14 protein-coding genes are annotated in these 19,783 nt (G+C 71.2%); 8 read left to right on the top strand and 6 right to left on the bottom strand.

The window, feature by feature from the left end; all coding sequences use genetic code 11:
- Nucleotides 1-276: 276 nt before the first annotated feature.
- The 3 genes from QUG98_RS01135 to QUG98_RS01125 form a co-directional block, all read right to left on the bottom strand.
- Nucleotides 277-843, bottom strand: a complete 567-nt coding sequence (locus QUG98_RS01135; RefSeq protein WP_289468813.1) for a TIGR03086 family metal-binding protein — start codon at nucleotides 841-843, stop codon at nucleotides 277-279.
- Nucleotides 844-1,407: 564 nt separating this feature from the next.
- Nucleotides 1,408-1,968: a YceI family protein gene (locus QUG98_RS01130; RefSeq protein ID WP_058727641.1), complete on the bottom strand. Its 561-nt coding sequence runs from the start codon at nucleotides 1,966-1,968 to the stop codon at nucleotides 1,408-1,410.
- Nucleotides 1,969-2,088: 120 nt separating this feature from the next.
- Nucleotides 2,089-3,033, bottom strand: coding sequence for a hypothetical protein (locus QUG98_RS01125; protein ID WP_289468812.1), 945 nt, complete (start codon nucleotides 3,031-3,033; stop codon nucleotides 2,089-2,091).
- A gap of 610 nt (nucleotides 3,034-3,643) precedes the next feature.
- Here QUG98_RS01125 and QUG98_RS01120 point away from each other — a divergent pair.
- From QUG98_RS01120 to QUG98_RS01085, 8 genes are all read left to right on the top strand, one after another.
- A complete protein-coding gene (locus QUG98_RS01120) occupies nucleotides 3,644-4,648 on the top strand; it encodes an aldo/keto reductase family protein (RefSeq protein WP_058750614.1) in 1,005 nt (334 codons plus the stop codon).
- 238 nt (nucleotides 4,649-4,886) lie between these two features.
- Complete coding sequence (locus QUG98_RS01115) at nucleotides 4,887-5,477, top strand: GtrA family protein (protein ID WP_289468811.1); 591 nt, start codon at nucleotides 4,887-4,889, stop codon at nucleotides 5,475-5,477.
- Nucleotides 5,474-6,985, top strand: a complete 1,512-nt coding sequence (locus QUG98_RS01110) for a glycosyltransferase (protein ID WP_289468810.1) — start codon at nucleotides 5,474-5,476, stop codon at nucleotides 6,983-6,985. Before QUG98_RS01115 ends, QUG98_RS01110 begins: the two co-directional genes overlap by 4 nt.
- A complete protein-coding gene (locus tag QUG98_RS01105; RefSeq protein ID WP_289468809.1) occupies nucleotides 6,982-8,970 on the top strand; it encodes an ArnT family glycosyltransferase in 1,989 nt (662 codons plus the stop codon). Before QUG98_RS01110 ends, QUG98_RS01105 begins: the two co-directional genes overlap by 4 nt.
- A 325-nt stretch (nucleotides 8,971-9,295) precedes the next feature.
- A complete protein-coding gene (locus tag QUG98_RS01100; protein WP_289468808.1) occupies nucleotides 9,296-10,168 on the top strand; it encodes a DUF4397 domain-containing protein in 873 nt (290 codons plus the stop codon).
- A gap of 130 nt (nucleotides 10,169-10,298) precedes the next feature.
- Nucleotides 10,299-11,450 (top strand): family 8 glycosyl hydrolase, encoded by a 1,152-nt coding sequence (locus tag QUG98_RS01095; RefSeq protein ID WP_289468807.1) that lies wholly within the window; start codon nucleotides 10,299-10,301, stop codon nucleotides 11,448-11,450.
- Entirely contained in the window at nucleotides 11,447-12,160 is a 714-nt protein-coding gene (locus QUG98_RS01090; RefSeq protein ID WP_289468806.1) for a class F sortase, read from the top strand. The genes QUG98_RS01095 and QUG98_RS01090 overlap by 4 nt, the downstream gene beginning before the upstream one ends.
- Nucleotides 12,161-12,206: 46 nt before the next feature.
- Nucleotides 12,207-13,001 carry a polyprenol monophosphomannose synthase gene (locus QUG98_RS01085; protein WP_289468805.1) on the top strand — a complete coding sequence of 265 codons (795 nt, stop codon included), beginning with the start codon at nucleotides 12,207-12,209 and terminating at the stop codon, nucleotides 12,999-13,001.
- A gap of 179 nt (nucleotides 13,002-13,180) precedes the next feature.
- Here the strand turns inward: QUG98_RS01085 and treZ are convergent, their stop codons facing one another.
- The 3 genes from treZ to glgX are packed head-to-tail and all read right to left on the bottom strand — an operon-like array spanning nucleotide 13,181 to nucleotide 19,700.
- Nucleotides 13,181-14,935, bottom strand: a complete 1,755-nt coding sequence (treZ, locus tag QUG98_RS01080) for a malto-oligosyltrehalose trehalohydrolase (protein ID WP_289468804.1) — start codon at nucleotides 14,933-14,935, stop codon at nucleotides 13,181-13,183.
- Nucleotides 14,932-17,391 carry a malto-oligosyltrehalose synthase gene (gene treY, locus QUG98_RS01075; RefSeq protein WP_289468803.1) on the bottom strand — a complete coding sequence of 820 codons (2,460 nt, stop codon included), beginning with the start codon at nucleotides 17,389-17,391 and terminating at the stop codon, nucleotides 14,932-14,934. Before treY ends, treZ begins: the two co-directional genes overlap by 4 nt.
- Nucleotides 17,388-19,700, bottom strand: a complete 2,313-nt coding sequence (glgX, locus tag QUG98_RS01070; protein ID WP_289468802.1) for a glycogen debranching protein GlgX — start codon at nucleotides 19,698-19,700, stop codon at nucleotides 17,388-17,390. The genes treY and glgX overlap by 4 nt, the downstream gene beginning before the upstream one ends.
- Nucleotides 19,701-19,783: the final 83 nt, after the last annotated feature.

The raw sequence follows: 19,783 nt of genomic DNA, 5'->3' as shown, positions 1-19,783 counted from the left end.
TGCGTCCGTGCTGGTCGGGCGGGCGTTTGCTGTCGTGTCCGTGATGGCTCCCTCATCGTTCCTGCCCGCCGGGCGTCCGGCGGGCGGTTCCTGCTGGTCGACGGTCGGTCCTGCGGCGTTTCCGCCCTCCGGTCCGTCGGGCGGGCGGTTCCTGCTGGTCGACGGTCGGTCCGGCGGCGTTTCCGCCCTCCGGGTCGTCGGGCGGGCGGAACCTGTTCGTCTCCGCGGTGTCCGGCTCCGGATCCGCCCGCTGGCATCGGACGGAGGCGTCGAACGTCAGACGTTCACCCTGGCATCGCGACCTGTGACCGCGAGCAGGCGGACCTGCAGTGGCGCGTCGTCGTCGACCTGGACGGGCGCGGCGTAGAGCCCGGTCGCCGCGAGGTCGTGGACCTGCGGCTCGAAGTACTCCCAGACCGCACGGACGAGTTCGTCGGGCAGTGCTTCGTCCGTACCGGTGGCACGTGCGAGGTCCCACGTGTGGATCGTGATGTCACTCGTCTGCTCGGTGAGGTACTCGTCGGCGCGGACGACGTCAGTGCTGAGGTGCACGGGGGTGTCAGCGGGCGCGTTCTGCCACGCGCTGGACGCCGCGGTTGCGAACTTCGCCCACTCGCTCGCCAGGTCGTCGCCGATCGGTTCGAGGTCGGCTTCGGCCTGGGCGTAGTCGCATCCCGTCAGGAGTTTCGGGATCCAGCGCTGCTCGTCGATGACGTGTGTCACCAGATCGCGCGTGGTCCACTCGGAGTCGGGCGTCGATGCATCCCAGTCGCTCACGGCAGCAACGCGGCGGCCGAACTCGGCGACGGCGAGCGACTGCAGCCGGATCCAGTCGGTGGCCATGTGGTGCTCCTCTTCGGTCGGTGCGTGGTGCGGGGTGCGGGGTGCAACGGGACTGACGAGTGGGCGATTCCCGTGCTGTGACAGGTGACAAGGTACGCCCGCTCGGGATCAGCACGCGCGGGCGCTCGCGCCCCGGGACGAAAGCTCATCGAGTCGAGGTGGAAGTCGCTGGCGATCGGGCAGGAGAAGTCGTCAGCGGCGGTGTCATCCACAGGGAAGGCCCGCTCGTGGTCGGTGCCGTGGTCGGTGCCTCGGACCGGGAGAGGACGAGGTGGGGGCGAGTCGCACGAGGAGGTTCGTTCGCGCTCGGGCTGGCGGAACCAGCGCGGAGCAGGCACAGTGTGCGCGGAAGAGGCCCGTTCGTGGTTGCGCCCGGTTGGACGACTGACCAGTCGGCTGACGTCACTTTCTGCGCCCCGCACGGACGCACACGGGAACGCCGAACGGCCCGGCTCCGTGGGGGAGGAGCCGGGCCGTTCGCCGGGTACTGCAGGTACTTCGTTCGGTGTCCGCGGTCGTTCCCGCTCGGGGTGGGAGGGCGACCGTGGGTCAGGGACTCGGAGGTCAGGCCGCCTGGAGGACGAACTGCACGTCGAGGTTGATCGTGACGTCGTTGCCGAGCGTGAAGCCGCCCGCCTCGAGCGCCGCGTTCCAGTTCACGCCGAACTCGGTGCGATCGATCTTCGTGGTCGCCTCGGCACCGAGCTTCACCTGGCCGTAGCCGTCGGTGGTCACGCCACCGAACTCGGTCTTCAGGGTGACGTCCTTGGTGACACCGCGAAGGGTCAGCGTGCCGTCGATGAGCATGTCGTCGCCGTCCTCGCGGATGCCGGTCGACTTGAAGACCATCTGCGGGTGCTCCTCGGTGAGGAAGAAGTCACCGGTGGCGAGGTGCTGGTCGCGCTGTGCCTGGTTGGTGTTGATGCTCGCGACGTCGATCGATGCCTCGAGCGTCGAGTCGAGGGGGTTGTCGGCGGTGACGAGCGTCGCGTCGAAGCGCTCGAACGAGCCCTTGACCTTGCTGATCGCGAGGTGGCGGACCGAGAAGGTGACCTCGGAGTGGGTCGGGTCGATCTTCCAGGTACCGGTCTGGTAGCCCGGGATGGCGGAGGCGGTGAGCGTCATGGTGACTCCTTACGAGAGCGTTGGTCTGCGGTCCCCGAGCAGGCGAGCAACTGCATGCGCCTGCATCGAAATGAACTGTAGCCCATTCTGCACCTGATTGGTTGAAGCGTCAACCAATGTTCACGAGATCGACGCCAGGAGATGTCGTGAACGCGTGTCGTGCCTCCCGGCCGTGCCGGTCGTCAGCAGCTTCCGGATGCGCTGCGCGAATGCGTCGGCCATCGGGCCGACGTCCTCCGCGGTCGCACGCACCAGCCACCAGTCGACGTCCTTCAGGTGCTCGCCTCGTGTCAGGTCCTTGCGGAACGTTCGCGGGTCGGACCGATGCAGGTCGCTCTCGTACTCGATCGCCACCCGAGCATCCGGGTACGCGAGGTCGACGCACGCGATCCACCTTCCGGCGGCGACCACGTCGTGGTTCAGTGTCGGCTCGGGGAGTCCACGCCGGAGCAGGGCCAGTCGGAGGCGTGTCTCTCCGGGGCTCCGTGAGCCCGGTCGCACCTCGATGAGAGCAGCGCGCGCCTTGCGGATGTGCCTCCCGCCACGGTGTCGATCGACGACGGTTGCGAGCTCGTCGACGGTGCACCAGTTCAACCAGCCGACCAGGGCGTCGCCGGCGACGACGAGTTCGTCGACGGTGAGGAACGCCGCCAGCATGACGAAGGTGGTCGCCGGGTCCACGATCCGCGTCGTCCCTGACCGCACCATGCTCGCCAGGTGTGCTCGCGTGCGATGCCCGACGGTCCCGCGTACGCGGATCGCCTGGTCCTTCCCGATGGTCGTCACGTGGATGCGCTGGTCGGCCTCGAGCCTGCGAGGGAGCGGGATGCCGAGGAGCTGCGCGGCCGTGGTGTGGCTGAAGGCCTGATCGTGCCGGAGCCGCGGGGCGACTGCTCGAGCACGTTCCGCGTGGGAGGCGGGAGGGGTCCAGCAGCGTGTGCCGTGGAAGGGGTGGCTGAGCCGTCTCGAGCGGAGCCGGCTGGCCGGGACGCCGCGGCGCAGTGCCTCGCGGACGCGGAACGGCCGTCCGCGGAGGGCTGGTGGGAAGCGATCGGCGATGGGCATGCAGCGAGCGTGGCAGCGTTCTCCTGTCGGTCGGGGCGCGAGCTGCTCGAGTGTGGACAGGCGCGGCGCGCGGCTCGCTGTGCAGGAATCGGGTGGTGCTGCCCGTTCGCGCGAGCGGGCAGGATCGGACGGTGCCGGGCGGCGCGTGGCCCCGAATCTGCCCACTCACGAACGGGCGGGTCCAGGCAGGGGTGAGCAGCTGGTGGTGACCGTTCCGCTCACTCACGCGAACGGGTAGATCCGGACGGGGCCGGGCGGCGAGTGGCCCCGAATCCGCCCACTCACGAACGGGCAGGTCCGGGCCGGCGTGGGCAGCTGGTGGTGACCGTTCCGCTCTCTCGCGCGAACGGGCGGATCCGGACGGGGTCGGGAGGCGCGTGGCCCCGAATCCGCCCACTCACGAACGGGGTGGTGACGACACGCAGCACCCCACGGCCGAGCGACGGAAGTCCGGCCGAGCGACGGGGAACCGGCCGAGTGAGGCGGGTCCGGGCGAGCGGGCGGAACCGGCCATGGACTCGCGGCCCGTCCGGCGCCTTCCGCCCGCTCGCTGTCCACAGGTACTCCCACACCCCCTCACGAGAGCGCTCGCTCCACTAGCGTCAGGACCATGGAATTCAGGTACCTGGGCAACTCCGGACTCAAGATCTCCGAGATCACCTACGGCAACTGGCTGACGCACGGCTCGCAGGTCGAGAACGACGTCGCCACCCAGTGCGTGCGGGCAGCGCTCGACGCGGGCATCACCACGTTCGACACCGCCGACACCTACGCCAACACCGCGGCGGAGACGGTCCTCGGCGAGGCGCTCAAGGCCGAGCGCCGCCAGTCGCTCGAGATCTTCACGAAGGTGTACTGGCCGACCGGGCCGAAGGGGCACAACGACGTCGGCCTCTCCCGCAAGCACATCATGGAGTCGATCGACGGCTCGCTCGAGCGCCTCCAGACCGACTACGTCGACCTCTACCAGGCGCACCGCTACGACCACGAGACCCCGCTCGAGGAGACCATGCAGGCCTTCGCGGACGTCGTCCGCCAGGGCAAGGCGCTCTACATCGGCGTCAGCGAGTGGAACGCCGAGCAGATCCGCGCCGGTGCGGCACTGGCGAAGGAGCTCGGCTTCCAGCTCATCTCGAACCAGCCGCAGTACTCGATGCTGTGGCGCGTCATCGAGGGCGAGGTCGTCCCCGCGTCGAAGCAGCTCGGCCTCAGCCAGATCGTCTGGTCGCCGATCGCACAGGGCGTGCTGACGGGCAAGTACAAGCCGGGCCAGCCGGCCCCCGAAGGCTCCCGCGCCACCGACGAGAAGGGCGGCGCGGACATGATCAAGCGGTTCATGCGCGACGAGGTCCTCGAGGCCGTGCAGCGCCTGCAGCCGGTCGCCGACCAGGCCGGCCTGACGCTCGCCCAGCTCGCCATCGCGTGGACGCTGCAGAACCCGAACGTCGCCTCCGCGATCGTCGGTGCGTCCCGCCCCGAGCAGGTCACGGACAACGTCAAGGCAGCGGGCGTCACCCTCGACGCCGACGCGCTGGCCGCGATCGACGACGCGCTCGGCGACATCCCGGAACGCGACGCGAGCAAGACGGTCAGCCCGGAGAAGCGCCCCGCGTAACGCGCGACCGACCGACGGACGGGAGGCACGGTGCCAGCTGGCACCGTGCCTCCCGTCCGTCGTCCAGTCGTCACCCGTCATCGGCGACCGTCCAGACGGACTGTGCACCTCAGCCCTGATCAGCCGAAACGCTGACAGATGTTCACGGATGAACAGCAGGTGTCGCGGAACTGGCAGGGTCCTGGCAGACCTTGTACCCCACCCAAACCACCCCGTTGCGTGCCCCCGAAGAGGGGGCATGACCCGAACCGACACCCCCGTTCTGGTGCCACCCGGCACCGGGTCGGTGCCGACCCCCGTTGCAGTCCCCGCTGCACGCGCTGCCCACCCAGCGGCGCCCGCCGGCCCTGCGGCGACCGTGACCCGACCGACGGTCGCCTCCGGCCTGCGCGCCACGGCGACGCAGCTCGCCTCGTTCGGCACCATCGGCGCCGTCTGCTTCCTCATCGACCTCGGCGTCTACAACCTGCTGCGCGCTACCGTCCTGCCCGACGGTCCGATCGCCGCGAAGATCGTCTCCGCCGTCGTCGCCACCGCGGTCGCCTGGTTGGCGAACCGCTCCATCACGTTCCGCTCGCAGCGGCAGGTCGGCCGGAAGGAGACCCTCCGCGAGGGGCTCCTCTTCGCCGTCACGAACGTCGTCGGCCTCGGCATCGCCGCGGCCTGCCTGTTCGTCTCGCACTACGTCCTCGGCTTCACCTCGACCCTCGCCGACAACGTCGCCGGCAACGGGGTGGGCCTCGTCCTCGGCACCGTCTTCCGGTTCGTCGCGTACAAGGCCCTCGTCTTCCGTTCCACCGACGCTCACGCGAAGGAGCACGCCGCATGACCATCACCGCCACGCTGCTGACGGCCGCCGGGCCGCTGCTGCAGCCGAACGAGGGGACCGGGCCCGCCGGGAACCTCCCGAACCGCGGGACCACGGACGTCCCGACGGGAGGCTCGGGGCAGGCCCCGCAGGTCGCCTGGTCGCTGGGTGAGTGGATCGGGTACTCCGCGCTCATCGCCGTCTCCGTGCTGCTCACGGTGATCGCGCTCACCACGCTGTGGTGGATGCTGCACGCCTGGCGGTCGCGCGACGCGCTCAAGTCGACGAGCTTCAGCCAGACGCCGCGTCCCGCGGCGCACCGCTTCACGCTGCTCGTGCCCGGTCGGCACGAGCAGGACGTGATGGGCGAGACGCTCGACATGCTCGCGAAGCAGGACCACCCCGACTTCGAGATCATCGCGATCGTCGGCGAGGACGACCCGGAGACCGACGCCGTGGTGCGCGCCGCCGCCGCCCGGCACCCGGAGCTGATCCGAGTGGTCGTCGACGACACCGCACCGAAGAACAAGCCGAAGGCGATGAACCTCGCGCTGCAGTACGCCACCGGTGACGTCGTCGGGGTGTTCGACGCCGAGGACGAGGTCTACCCGAAGCTCCTGTCGCTCGTCGACTCGCGGTTCCAGGAGACCGGCGCCGACGTCGTGCAGGGCGGCGTGCAGCTGATGAACTTCAAGTCGAGCTGGTGGTCGCTGCGCAACGTGCTCGAGTACTACTTCTGGTTCCGCTCGCGCCTCCACTTCCACGCCGGCTCGAAGTTCATCCCGCTCGGCGGCAACACCGTGTTCGTGACCCGCGAGCGGCTCGAGTGGTCGAACGGCTGGGACGCGCACTGCCTCGCCGAGGACTGCGAGCTCGGCGTCCGGCTCTCCGCCGACGGGGCGAAGGTCGTCGTGGCCTACAGCCCCGAGGCCGTCACTCGCGAGGAGACCCCGCCCACCTTCGCGTCCCTGCTCAAGCAGCGGACCCGGTGGAACCAGGGGTTCCTGCAGGTCCTCGGCAAGGGGGAGTGGAAGAAGCTGCCGTCCTTCCGTCAGCGCTTCTTCGCCCGCTACATGCTGACGATGCCCTTCATCCAGGCCGCGACCGGGCTGCTCATCCCGCTCAGTGTCCTGATGATCCTCTTCGTCAAGGTGCCGACCCCGGTCGCGCTCATCTCGTTCATCCCGGTGGCGCCGACGCTCATGCTGCTCGCCGTCGAGGTCGTCGGGCTCAACGAGTTCGGCCGCATCTACAAGGAGAAGGTCCGCATCCGCGACTACGTGAAGCTCGTCCTCGGCCTCGTGCCGTACCAGGTGTTCCTCGCCGCAGCGGCCGTCCGTGCCGTCGTCCGCCACGTGAAGGGGCAGAACGGGTGGGAGAAGACCGAGCACACCGGACAGCACCGCACCGGTGGCGGGCAGTCCGAGGTCGTCGGGTTCGCATCCGAGCTGACCGGTTCGGCTGCTGCTTCGTCGTCGTCGTCGTCCGAGCGTGAGCTCGCCGGCTCGTCCGCGGGAGGTGCCCGATGACCGCCAGCCTCACCCACACCACCGGCATCCCCGTCCGGGGCGCCGGGTCGCTCTCCGGGGTCCGCGGTTGGTTCCGGGTCCACGCGGCGAGCCTCGCCTGGCTGCTCCCCGTGCTCGCCGTCACCGTCACGGTGCAGCTCTGGAACATGTCCGGCACGCCGCAGCGCATCGACGACGAGGGGACCTACACCGCTCAGGCGTGGGCGATCACCAACCTCGGCGAGATCACCCACTACACGTACTGGTACGACCACCCGCCGCTGGGCTGGATCCAGATCGCGGCGTACACGGCACTGACCGGCGCGTTCACGCGCTACCCGTTCGCCGTCGAGGCCGCCCGTGAGGCGATGGTCTTCTTCGCCGCGGTCTCGAGCCTGCTGCTCTTCGTGCTCGCGCGCCGACTGGGCGCAGGTCGCGCGACGGCAGCGGTGGCGGGGCTCGTCTTCGCCCTCTCGCCGCTGGCCCTGCAGTACCACCGCACGGTCTACATCGACAACGTCGCGACGCCGTGGCTCCTCGCCGCGTTCGTCCTCGTGCTCAGCCGTCGGCAGCAGCTCGCCGGGTTCGCCGGTGCCGCCGCCTGCCTCGGCATCGCGGTGCTCTCCAAGGAGACCTACCTGCTGGCGCTGCCGTTCCTGATCTGGATCGCGGTCCGTCGCGCCGACCGGAGCACCCGGCGCTACACGCTCAGCGTCGCCGGGGCCGTGCTCGTCGTGATCGGTGGCGGGTACCTGCTGCTCGCCGCCGTGAAGGGCGAGCTCCTGCCCGGCGCGGGCCGCGTCAGTCTGCTCGAGGGCATCACGTACCAGCTCGGGTCGCGCACCGCCTCCGGCTCGGTGTTCGACGCCGGCAGCCTGGCGAACCAGGCCGCCGCCCAGTGGTGGGCGCTCGACCCCGTGTTCATCGTGCTCGGCTCGGTCGCCGCGGTCGTCGGGCTCTTCCTGCGCCGGGTCCGCCCGATCGCCGCGATGCTCGTGTTCCTGCTCGCGATGATGTTCCGCCCGAACGGGTACCTGCCCGTGCCGTACGTGATCATGCTCGTGCCCTTCGCGGCGCTGCTCGTCGCGTACACCGCCGAGCGGGCGGTCCTCGCCATGGCCGGCCGGACGCGCAGCAACGCACGGACCCGCGTCCGCGGCGTCGCCCGTCGGAGCCTCGGTGCGACGTGGGCCGTCGTCACCGCCGCAGCACTCGTGGTCGCCGTCCCGCTGTGGGGCGCACAGCTCCGCGGGTTCCTGTCGAGCAACCTCGACCTGCCGATGCAGCAGGCCGAGCAGTGGGTGGGCGACAACGTCCCGAAGTCCTCGCGGCTGCTCGTGGACGACGCCATGTGGGTCGACCTCGTGCGCGACGGCTTCGCCAGGAACAACGTGATCTGGTACTACAAGCTCGACACCGACGCCGCCGTGCAGCGTCAGTCGCCGAACGGGTGGAAGGACTCGGACTACGTCGTCACGACGGACTCGATGCGCACCGGCGGGAACTCCTCGCAGGACGTGACGCAGGCCATCCGGAACTCGACGAGCGTGGCCACGTTCGGCACCGGCGACCAGCAGGTCGACGTCCGGCGCATCCACGCCGAGGGACTCGCCGCTGCCGACGAGGCCATCACCGCATCGGCGAACGGGCGGAAGGCGATGGGCACCGAGCTTGCGCAGAACCCTGCGCTGCGGGCCGACGAGGGCACGAAGTCGCAGTTCCGCGCCGGGCAGGTCGACTCGCGCGCGATGCTCGCCCTCGGTCAGGTGCTCGCGGACCGGTCCGTGACGGTCGAACGATTCCGCCCGCTCACGGGTGAGGACGGCCAGCCCTTCCGTCGACTCATCGTGCAGGCCGCCGACCGGGCAGATGCTGCTCGTGCCGTCGCCACGTTCGACGCCATGAGCGACGGGATCCGCCCGACCGACGTGGAGCGCGACGGCGATCGTGTCGTCGTGACCTACGCCCCGTCCGACCCCACGACGACGCCGACCAGCGCGACCTGACCCGGACCCCGTGCGAGCGGGCGGAACCGGCAGCGCGGGTCCCGAGCCCGAGCAGGAACCGCCCGCTCGCGCCACCGCCCCGCGCTCCCGTCCCTCGTCCGGGGCCGAGGGGGCGGAACCGGCAGCGCGGGTCCCGGGTCCGAGCAGGAACCGCCCGCTCGCGCAACCGCCCCGCGCTCCCGTCCCTCGTCCGGGGCCGAGCGGGCGGAACCGGCAGCGCGGGTCCCGAGCCCGAGCAGGAACCGCCCGCTCGTGCAACCGCCGCCGACGCCGACCAGCACCCGCCAGCACCACGCAGCACCTCCCGAACCGAAGGAGCACCACGATGCACGCACGCACCACCACCGGCACCGCCGCACGCACCACCACCGGCACCACCGCACGCACCACCGCCCGCCGTCCGCTCGTCGTCGCCGGGATCGCTGCGGCCGTCGTCGCCGCCACCGTCGGCCTCGCCGTACCGCAGACCGCCTCGGCCGCGACCGGCACCGACGAGGGCTGGCTCCGCGTCGGCCACCTCTCCCCGGACACCAAGGGCGTCGACGTCGAGCTCACGAGCCTGTCGGGCGGCAAGACGGTCTTCGAGCTCGACGACGTCACCTACGGCCAGGTCAGCCCCTACCAGGAACTCCCGGTCGGCACCTACGTCCTGTCGATGCGCGCCGCCGACGCCCCCGACTCCACCCCGGTGATCTCGACCGACGTCCAGGTGCAGGAGGGCAACGCGAACACGGTCGTCGCCTACGGCAAGAACGCCGACCTCAAGACCACGGCGTTCACCGACGACCTGCAGCAGCCCGGCGACGGCAAGGCGAAGCTCCGGCTCGTGCAGGCAGCGACCACCGCGAAGGAGGTCGACGTCAGCACCACCGACGGCACCGCCATCGCCGAGGACGCCGCCTTCGGCACCGCGACGCAGTACGCGACGGTCGGTGCCGGCAAGTGGGACCTCGACGTCTCCGGCAGCGGCCAGCGCGGGACCGCCGAGGTCGACCTCGCCGGCAACACCGTCTCCACGCTCTTCGTCCTCGACGACAGCAAGGGCGACCTGACCGTCGTGCCCGTCACCGACGCGGCCGCCACGGCAGCGACCCCGTCCGGCGGCGTGCAGACCGGTGGCGGCGGCGCGGCCGCCGACCGTCCGTTCACCGAGTTCACGCACGCGGTCGTCGCGGCGGTCCGTTCGCTGTTCCACTGACCGACGGGCCGCCGACGGATCGCGTGACCCGTCGGTCCGGCCTGGAGGCGCGGATCACCGCAGCCGGTCCGCCCGCGTGCACCGCGCCTCCCGTCCGACCGTCCCCGACCACCCCGGAAGAGGTGCCGGCATGACCCGCAGGACCTGGATCCCCATCACCGCCGCGGCGGCGGTCGTCGTCGCCGTGGGCGTCGCCCTCGTCGCCGTCCGCCCGTGGAGCGACACCGTGCCGCAGGCCGGGGCGACGTCGAGCGCGACCTCGTCGCCGGCACCCGACGTCGACCGCAGCGCGGCGCAGCTCCGCACGGAGTTCCTCGACGACTACGTCCGGGACGGCCGTGTCGTCCGCACCGACCAGGGCGGCGACACCGTCAGCGAAGGGCAGGCGTACGGCCTGCTCATCGCGTACGCCAACGACGACCGGGAGACCTTCGGGGAGATCTGGTCGTGGACGGAGCGGCACCTGGTGACCGACGACGACCTCCTCGCGTGGCGGTGGACCCCCGAGGACGGCGTCGCCGACGAGCAGTCCGCGAGCGACGCCGACCTCGACGCGGCCCGGGCCCTCGTGCTCGCGGGGGAGCGCTGGGGCGACGAGCGGTACACGAGGGCCGGGAAGGCCGTGGCGTCGGCGATCCTCGAGCACGAGACCGCGACGACCGACCTCGGCACGATCCTGCTGCCCGGACCGTGGGCGGACAGCGAGCCGTACCGGTACAACGCCTCGTACGCGTCGCCAGCGGCGTTCCGGATCCTCGAGCGGGCCACCGGTGACCCGCGGTGGACCGAGCTCGAGCGGGGCTCGTCGGCTGCGACGGCTGCCGTGCTCGACGAGAGCGACCTGCCGAGCGACTGGTCGCAGGTGCACGCGGACGGCTCGGTCGACCCGATGCCGGCGACGGGCGACCAGGGGAGCGTCGTCTACGGGTGGGAGGCCATGCGTCTGCCGCTGCGCTACGCCGAGGCCTGCTCCGCGGACGACCGTGCCCTCGCCGGCTCCGTCGCGCCCACGCTCGAGCGGAGCACGCAACTCGCGGCGCAGCTCGACCTCGGCGGGACGGCCGTGACCGGGGACACGAGCGGGCTGGCCTACGCGGCCCGGGCAGCCGCGGAGCACGCCGCGGGATCGTCCTCGGCTGCTGCCGCCGACCTGCGCCGGATGGACCGGACGGCGGCGACCACGCCGACCTACTACGGCGATGCGTGGGCGGCGCTCGGCGCGACCATGCTCACGTCGGACGTCCTCGGTGGCTGCGCGACCGAGGCGGGAGGTGCCTCGTGACCGGGCGTCGCGCCGCGACGGGGCCGACCCGCTGGTGGTCCGGCCGCCGCGGTGCGGTCGTCGGCGGGGTGCTCGCCGCGGTGCTGGTCGGCGGCGGCATCGCCGGGGTGGCCGTCGCGACCACGGGGAACGGCGGCACCGCCGCACGACCGGCAGCGGGCAGCAGCGCGTCCGCGTCGACCGATCCCGGTGCGGCCGCGAACGGCTCCGGCGCCGGGGACACGTCGGGCTTCCAGGACCCGGCTGCTCCGGCGGCTCGCTCGTCCGCGACGCCCGTTCGGGTGGAGATCCCGGCGATCGGGGTCTCCTCGGGGCTCGAGGACCTCGGACGCGGGGCAGCCGGTGAGCTCGACCCGCCGAAGGACTGGGACAGCGCCGGGTGGTTCGCCGACGGCATCGTGCCGGGTCAGGTCGGCCCCGCCGTGATCGCCGGGCACGTCGACAGTCCGACGAGTGCCGCCGTGTTCTTCCGCCTCGACGAACTCGTGGCCGGGGACCAGATCCACGTGGCCATGTCGGACGGCACGACCCGCACCTTCACGGTCGAGCGGTCGGAGCGCGCGGCGAAGTCGGCGTTCCCCACGAGCGACGTCTACGGCAGCGCGCCCACCCCGCAGCTCCGGCTGATCACCTGCGACGGCACGTTCGACACCGCCACCGGCCACTACACAGACAATCTGATCGTGTTCGCAGACCTCTCGTCGGACTGACGCAGGAGCGACCCGATACCCTTCGATGCGAAGCGCAAGGAGCACCATGAGCACGTCCCTGGTCATCATCCCGACCTACGACGAGGCGGAGAACGTCCGCCCGATCGTCGCACGCACCCTGGCTGCCACCGACGACAGCGTCCACGTCCTCGTCGTGGACGACAACTCCCCGGACGGCACCGGTGACATCGCGGACGAGATCGCGCGCGAGACCGACCGTGTGCACGTGATGCACCGCACGGTGAAGGACGGTCTCGGCGGTGCCTACCTCGCGGGCTTCGCGTGGGGGCTCGAGCACGGCTACGACAAGCTCGTGGAGATGGACGCCGACGGCTCGCACCACCCGGAGTACCTGCCGTGGATGCTCGAGCTCGCCGACTCGAACGACCTCGTCCTCGGGTCACGCTGGATCAAGGGCGGCGAGGTCGAGAACTGGCCGTGGTACCGCGAGCTGCTCTCGCGCGGCGGGAACCTCTACACGCGGATGGCCCTCGGCATCGCGGTCCGCGACGCGACCGGCGGCTTCCGGGTCTTCACGTCGACGGCGTTCGAGCGCATCGACCTGGCCGGGGTCGCGTCGAAGGGCTACTGCTTCCAGGTCGACCTGTGCTGGCGTGCCCTCGAGGCCGGCCTCCGCGTCGTCGAGACGCCCATCACCTTCACCGAGCGTGAGTTCGGCGTCTCGAAGATGAGCGGCAACATCGTCCGCGAGAGCCTCACCCTGGTGACGAAGTGGGGCATCGACCGACGTCTGCGCGAGGTCCGGTCGGTCGTCAAGAACCACCGCCGCCTGCCCTCGGTCCGCAAGAACGCGCACGCCGTGGCGGACCAGTCGGCCTGAGCCGGCTGCTCCGTGCCCGGTCGCGCTGTCCGGACGTAGCCACACGCACGATCTGCGTGCCCGGTCCGTGCCCGGTCTTCGCCCGGTCTGATCGGCGAACGCGACAGTCCCCCGTGGAGGTTCCACGGGGGACTGTAGCGTTCGCGGACGGGTCGAGGACGGCCGTCGCGGAGCGGGCGTCAGCGCAGGACGACCACGCCCCGCGACGAGAACTGCACGACGCCCGCCTCGACGGTGGCCTCGCCGAAGCGGTAGAGCTCCTCCCCGGTGGAGTCGGGCACGGGCACCTCGGCCGCGTCGTCGGCGAAGTTCACCACGACGTGCACCGGCGTCGCGTCGGGTCCGAGCAGGCCGCGGGTGAGCACCAGCCACCGGTCGTCCCCGTCGAAGCGGACGGCGTTCGCCTCGTAACGGTGGTCGACGAACGCCTGTTCGGTCCGGCGCAGCGCGACGAGCACGCGGTAGGCCCGGAGGATGCGCGCACCCCGGTCGGAGGTGACGTCCGCCCAGTCGAGCTTCGAGTTCGTGAACGTGGTCGGGTCCTGCGGGTCGGGCACGACCGATTCGTCCCACCCGTGCTCCGCGAACTCGGCGATGCGACCCTTCGCGGTGATCTCGCCCAGCGCCTTCTCCGGGTGTGAGGTGAAGAACTGCCACGGCGTGGTCGCCGCGAACTCCTCGCCCATGAACAGCATCGGGGTGAAGGGGCCGAGCAGCGTCAGTGCCGCGGCGATGACGAGCGACTCGTCGTCGAGCGTCGCGGCGAGGCGGTCGCCCGCCGCGCGGTTGCCGATCTGGTCGTGGTTCTGGTTCGCGACGACGAGCGCCGTCGCGGGCGAGGTGCCGCGGTCGATCGGTCGTCCGTGTCGCTTGCCCCGGAACGACGACCACGTGCCGTCGTGGAAGAACCCGTGCTCCAGGACCTTCGCCAGCGCCGACAGCGGTTCGAAGTCGGCGTAGTAGCCGTTCGTCTCACCGGTGACGGCCACGTGGACGGCGTGGTGGAAGTCGTCCGACCACTGACCGGTGAGGCCGTAGCCCGAGGCCTCCTGCGGACGGAACATGACCGGGTCGTTGAGGTCGGACTCGGCGATGAGCGAGAGCGGGCGGCCCACGAACTCGCTGTAGGCCTCGGTCTCCGACGCCATGACCTGCAGCACGTGCGGGCGGGTGGTGTCCCGGATCGCGTGCACGGCATCGAGCCGGAGCCCGTCGACGTGGTGGTCGCGGAACCACATGCGGACGTTGTCGAGCACGTAGCGGCGGACCTCGGGGTGCTCGACGTTCACCGAGTCGCCCCACGTGTTGCCGAGCCCCTGCAGCAGGTACGGACCGTACAGCGGCAGGTAGTTCCCGCTCGGACCGAGGTGGTTGTAGACGACGTCCTGGATGACCCCGAGGCCCAGCGCGTGGGCGGTGTCGACGAAGCGGTCGTAGGCGTCCGGACCGCCGTACGGGTGGTGCACCGCGAACCAGCCGACCCCGTCGTAGCCCCAGTTCCACTCGCCGTTGACGGCGTTGACCGGCAGGAGCTCGACGAACTCCACGCCGAGTTCGACGAGGTGGTCGAGCTTGGCGGCGGCGGCGTCGAGCGTGCCCTCGGGGGTGTACGTGCCGACGTGCATCTCGTAGATGACGGCCCCGCGCGCGGGACGACCGGTCCACGCCTCGTCGGTCCACGCGAAGCGCTCGGGGTCGACGACCTCGGACGTGCCGTGCACGCCGTCCGGCTGGTAGCGGCTGCGGGGGTCCGGCCGGACGTCATCGTCGTCGTCGATGCGGAAGCCGTAGCGTGCACCGACCACCGGGGCGATCTCGTCGGTGCTCCACCAGTCGTCGTCACCGCGGGTCAGCGCGTACTCGACGTCGTCGACGACCAGGCGGACGCGCTCGGGGTTCGGCGCCCAGACGGCGTAGCGGGCGGGAACGGTCATGCGTGACCCTCCAGGATCTCGATCTCGGCCTGCTGGTCGGAGACGGCGGCGCCGTCGGACCCTGCGGGCGCGGGCGTGGTCGACGACGTGGACGAGGCGGCGGCTGCCGCACCGTCCGCCGTCGTGGTGTCGGTGAGGTCGGCGGGGACGAGCAGCGCGACCGGCAGGTCGGCGAGCAGTTCCGCGAGCGCGATGCCGCGGGATGCCGGGAAGCGACGACCGGTGAGCAGGTCGACGCGGTCGAGCGGCACCGGGTGCACCAGGGTGTCGCCCCAGCCCCCGACCCGTTCGAGCCCGACCGGCAGGCGGGTCGCGACGGTCACGGCACCGCCGCGGTCGAACGCCAGCACGTGGTCGGCTGCGCTCCCCGAGGCCTCGAGCCCCAGGTAGCGGGTGAACAGCTCGGGGTGGTCACGGCGCAGGCGCAGGGCGCGGCTGACCACGAGGGTCTTCACGGCACCGTCGAGCCCGATGGCCGGCAGGTGCTCCGGGCCGTCGTCCTCGGGGCCGTCGAGCCCGGCGAGCACGTGTCGGAGTTCCGTGTAGTCGACCGGTCGACGGTTGTCCGGGTCGACGAGCGAACGGTCCCAGCCCTCGGTGCCCTGGTAGACGTCCGGCACGCCGGGCATCGTGAGCTGCACGAGCTTCTGCGCGAGACCGTTCGACCAGCCGGCGGCGTCCACCACCCGGTCGAGCTCGTCGAGCACCGCCACGACCTCGGGGTCGTCGAACGACGCGTCGACCAGGGCGTGCATCTGGCGCTCGAACGCCTCGTCCGGCTCGGTCCACGTCGTGCTGTCGCCGGCTTCGCGTGAGGCCTTCTCGGCGTAGGCGTGCAGGCGCTCGCGGCTGGCGGGCCGCGCACCGACGATCGCCTGCCAGAGCAGGTCGGCGAACACGGCGTCGTCGAGCGGCGCGAGCGACTGCAGGCGCTCGAGTGCAGCGGTCCACTCGGAGCCCAGCTCGGCCAGCACCGTGATGCGGGCGCGGGTGTCCTCGCTGCGCTTGGTGTCGTGCGTGGTGAGCGTGGTCATGGTGTGCGGCCAGCTGCCCTGGCGGTCGCGCTGTGCCTGGTGGAAGTCATCGACGGACACGGCGAACAGGCTCGGGTCCGCGCCGACCTCGCTCAGGGTGGTGAGGCGCGACGTGCGGTAGAACGCGGTGTCCTCGACGCCCTTCGCCATCACCATGCCCGACGTCTGCTGCAGCCGGACGGCCGCCGCGTGACCCGGGTCGACGAGCGCCGGGGCGATGCGGTCGATCACGTCGTCGAGGTCCGGACGGGCCTCGGCTGCGCGCTCGAGGGCGTCGATGAGGTGGTGGACGCCCTCGGGCAGGTACGTCCGGTAGACCTCGAACGAGGCGACGATCTCGGCGACCGCGTCGACGATCCGGTCCTCGGGCACATCGGGCGCCACCGGGGCGAGGAGCCGGGCGAGCCGACGGACCTCGCTGCCGAGGATGCCGTCCGCGATCCCACGTCGGGTGTCGTGCGTGAGCTGCTGCCAGTCGGTCGGCTCGGCACCGGAGGCGGCTGTGAGCGGCTGTTCGCCGGCGGGGTCGACGAACACCCGGTCGACCACCGCGAGGGCGTCGTAGCCGGTGGTGCCGTCGACGGGCCACGACGACGGGAGCTGCTCGCCCGGTTCGAGGATCTTCTCGACGAGCGTGTACGCACCGCCGGTCAGCTCGTGCAGGTCCTGCAGGTACCCGGCGGGGTCGTACAGGCCGTCCGGGTGGTCGATGCGCAGGCCGTCCACGAGCCCGTCGCGGAACCATCCGCCGATCGTGGCGTGCGAGGACGCGAACACCTCGGGCTCCTCGACCCGGATGGCGGCGAGGGTGTTCACGGCGAAGAACCGGCGGTAGTTGAGGTCGTGGTCGGCACGCTTCCAGTGCACGAACTCGTAGTGCTGGCGGGCGTGCACGGTCTCGACGTCGTCGCCGTCGTGCACGGTGCCCTCGGCGGTCGGGTAGGCGGTCTCACCGACGTACAGCCGATCGTCCCGGAGCTCGACCGCGTCGAGCAGCCGGTCGTCGAGCACCGGGATGCGGATGCGACCGTCGCCGGCCTGCCAGTCGACGTCGAAGGCCCAGACGACGGGGGAGCCCTGGCCGGACTCGAGCAGCGACCACCACCAGGGGTTCGCCTCGGGGGTGGCGACGCCGACGTGGTTCGGCACGATGTCGACGAGCACGCCCAGCCCGGCGGCGTGCGCGGCCTCGGCGAGCGCCCGGAGCGCGGCGTCGCCGCCACGCTCGGTGTCGACGTGCGAGTGGTCGACGACGTCGTAACCGTGCTGGGACCCGGGTTCGGCCTGCAGCACGGGGGAGAGGTAGACCCAGTCCGCACCGAGGGTGCGGATGTGGTCGACCACGCCCTGGGCGGTAGCGAGGTCGAAGTCGGCGGTGACCTGCAGCCGGTAGGTGGACGTGGGGACGCGGCGAGCGCTCACGCGGTGGCTCCTGTGGGTTCGGGTTCGGTGTCGGGCGAGTCGGTGTCGGGGGAGTCTGGGCCCGCGGCGCGTGCGGACGGGGAGGACTGGGCCGCGTCGGACCCGGGATCGGTCGCGGACGCGGCGGTCGATGCCGCAGGGTTGGTCGGGGTGGACTGCCGCCCGCCCTCGACCGACTCGACCTCGGTGGTGGTGACCTCGTGGTCGGGCTCCGCGCGGAGCACGATCATCGACCGCGCCGGGACGTCGAGCGGGGTCCCCGCGTCGAGCACGGTCTCGCGCGCCCCGGGTTCGGCCGTGTCGATCCGCACGGTCCACCCGGGGGAGTACTCCTCGGGCGGCAGCGTGAACGTCACGACGTCGTCGTGGGCGTTGTAGTAGGTCAGGAACGCCACGTCGGTGACGCGCTCGCCCCAGCGGTCGCGCCCGCGGATGCCCTCGCCGTTCAGGTACATGCCGACGCTCTTGCCGAAGCCGGAGTCCCAGTCCTCCGGGTCCATCGCGTCGCCGGAGGGGGTCAGCCACACGACGTCGGGCAGCGGTTCGCCCTCGCCCCGGCGCACCGGGCGGCCGTTGAAGTAGCGGGTGCGGCGGAAGGTCGGGTGGTCGTGCCGCAGCTTCACGACGTCGGCGGTGAACTGCACGAGTTCGTCGTCGGCGTGCTCCCAGTCGATCCAGCTGATCGCGGAGTCCTGCGCGTACACGTTGTTGTTGCCGTGCTGCGTCCGGCCGAGCTCGTCGCCGTGGGCGATCATCGGTACACCCTGGCTGAGCAGCAGCGTGGCGAGGAAGTTCCGCCGACGCTGGAGCCGGAGCGCCGCGACGTCCGGGTCGTCCGTCGGTCCCTCGACCCCGGAGTTCCACGACCGGTTGTGGCTCTCGCCGTCGTTGTTGTCCTCGCCGTTGGCCTCGTTGTGCTTCTCGTTGTAGGCGACGAGGTCGTACAGCGTGAAGCCGTCGTGCGCGGTGATGAAGTTGATGCTGGCCTTGGGCGTCCGGCCGTCGTGCTCGTACAGGTCCGCCGACCCGGAGATGCGTGAGGCGAACTCACCGAGGGTCGAGGGCTCGCCCCGCCAGAAGTCGCGCACCGTGTCGCGGTACTTGCCGTTCCACTCCGACCACTGCGGCGGGAAGTTGCCGACCTGGTACCCGCCGGGGCCGACGTCCCACGGCTCGGCGATGAGCTTCACCTGCGACACGATCGGGTCCTGCTGCACCAGTTCGAAGAAGGCCGCGAGTCGGTCGACCTCGTAGAACTCGCGGGCGAGCGCTGCGGCGAGGTCGAAGCGGAACCCGTCGACGTGCATCTCGGTGACCCAGTAGCGCAGGGAGTCCATGATGAGCTGCAGCGAGTGCGGGTGGCCGACGTTGAGCGAGTTGCCCGTGCCGGTCGTGTCCATGTAGTACCGCTTGTCGTCCTCGACCAGGCGGTAGTAGGCGGCGTTGTCGATGCCGCGGAACGACAGGGTGGGGCCGAGGTGGTTGCCCTCTGCCGTGTGGTTGTAGACGACGTCGAGGACCACCTCGATGCCCGCGCGGTGGAGTTCGCGGACCATCGCCTTGAACTCCTGCACCTGCTGCCCGCGGTCGCCGGAGGACGAGTAGTGCGAGTGCGGGGCGAAGAACCCGATGGTGTTGTAGCCCCAGTAGTTCGACAGCCCCTTCTCCTGCAGCGTCGAGTCGTTGACGAACTGGTGCACGGGCATGAGCTCGAGCGTCGTGATCCCGAGCCGCTTGAGGTGCTCGATCACGGCCGGGTGGGCGACGCCGGCGTAGGTACCGCGCTGCTCCTCGGGCACGTCGGGGTGCGTCTCGGTGAGGCCCTTGACGTGCGCCTCGTAGATCACCGTCTCGCCGTACGGGATCCGGGGAGCCCGGTCGCCCTGCCAGTCGAAGAACGGGTTGATGACGACGCCCTTCATCATGTGGGACGCCGAGTCCTGGTCGTCGGTCGAGTCCGGGTCGCCGAACGTGTACGAGAACAGCGCCTGGTCCCAGTCGATGTCGCCGCTCGTCGCCTTGGCGTACGGGTCGAGCAGCAGCTTGTTCGGGTTGCCGCGCAGCCCGTTGGCCGGGTCGTACGGGGCGTGCACGCGGAAGCCGTACTCCTGCCCAGGGGCGACGTTGGGCAGGTACGCGTGCCAGACGTGGGCGTCCACCTCGACCAGGTCGACGCACTCCTCGTTCCCCGCGTCGTCGAAGAGGCACAGTTCCACACGGTCGGCGACCTCGCTGAACAGGGCGAAGTTCGTGCCGCTGCCGTCGTAGGTCGCCCCGAGGGGGTACGGGTTGCCGGGCCAGGTGTGCAAACGGTCCTCCAGGTCTGGGTTTCGTCAACATATCGGCGCCAGCCTCCGGCGTCCGCAGACAAGCCACAGCCGTGGACACCGCG

The organism is Curtobacterium subtropicum (assembly GCF_030362975.1).
Classification (GTDB): domain Bacteria; phylum Actinomycetota; class Actinomycetes; order Actinomycetales; family Microbacteriaceae; genus Curtobacterium; species Curtobacterium subtropicum.
Note: the sequence above shows the minus strand (reverse complement) of the source record. Positions and strands in the feature narration are given on the sequence as shown.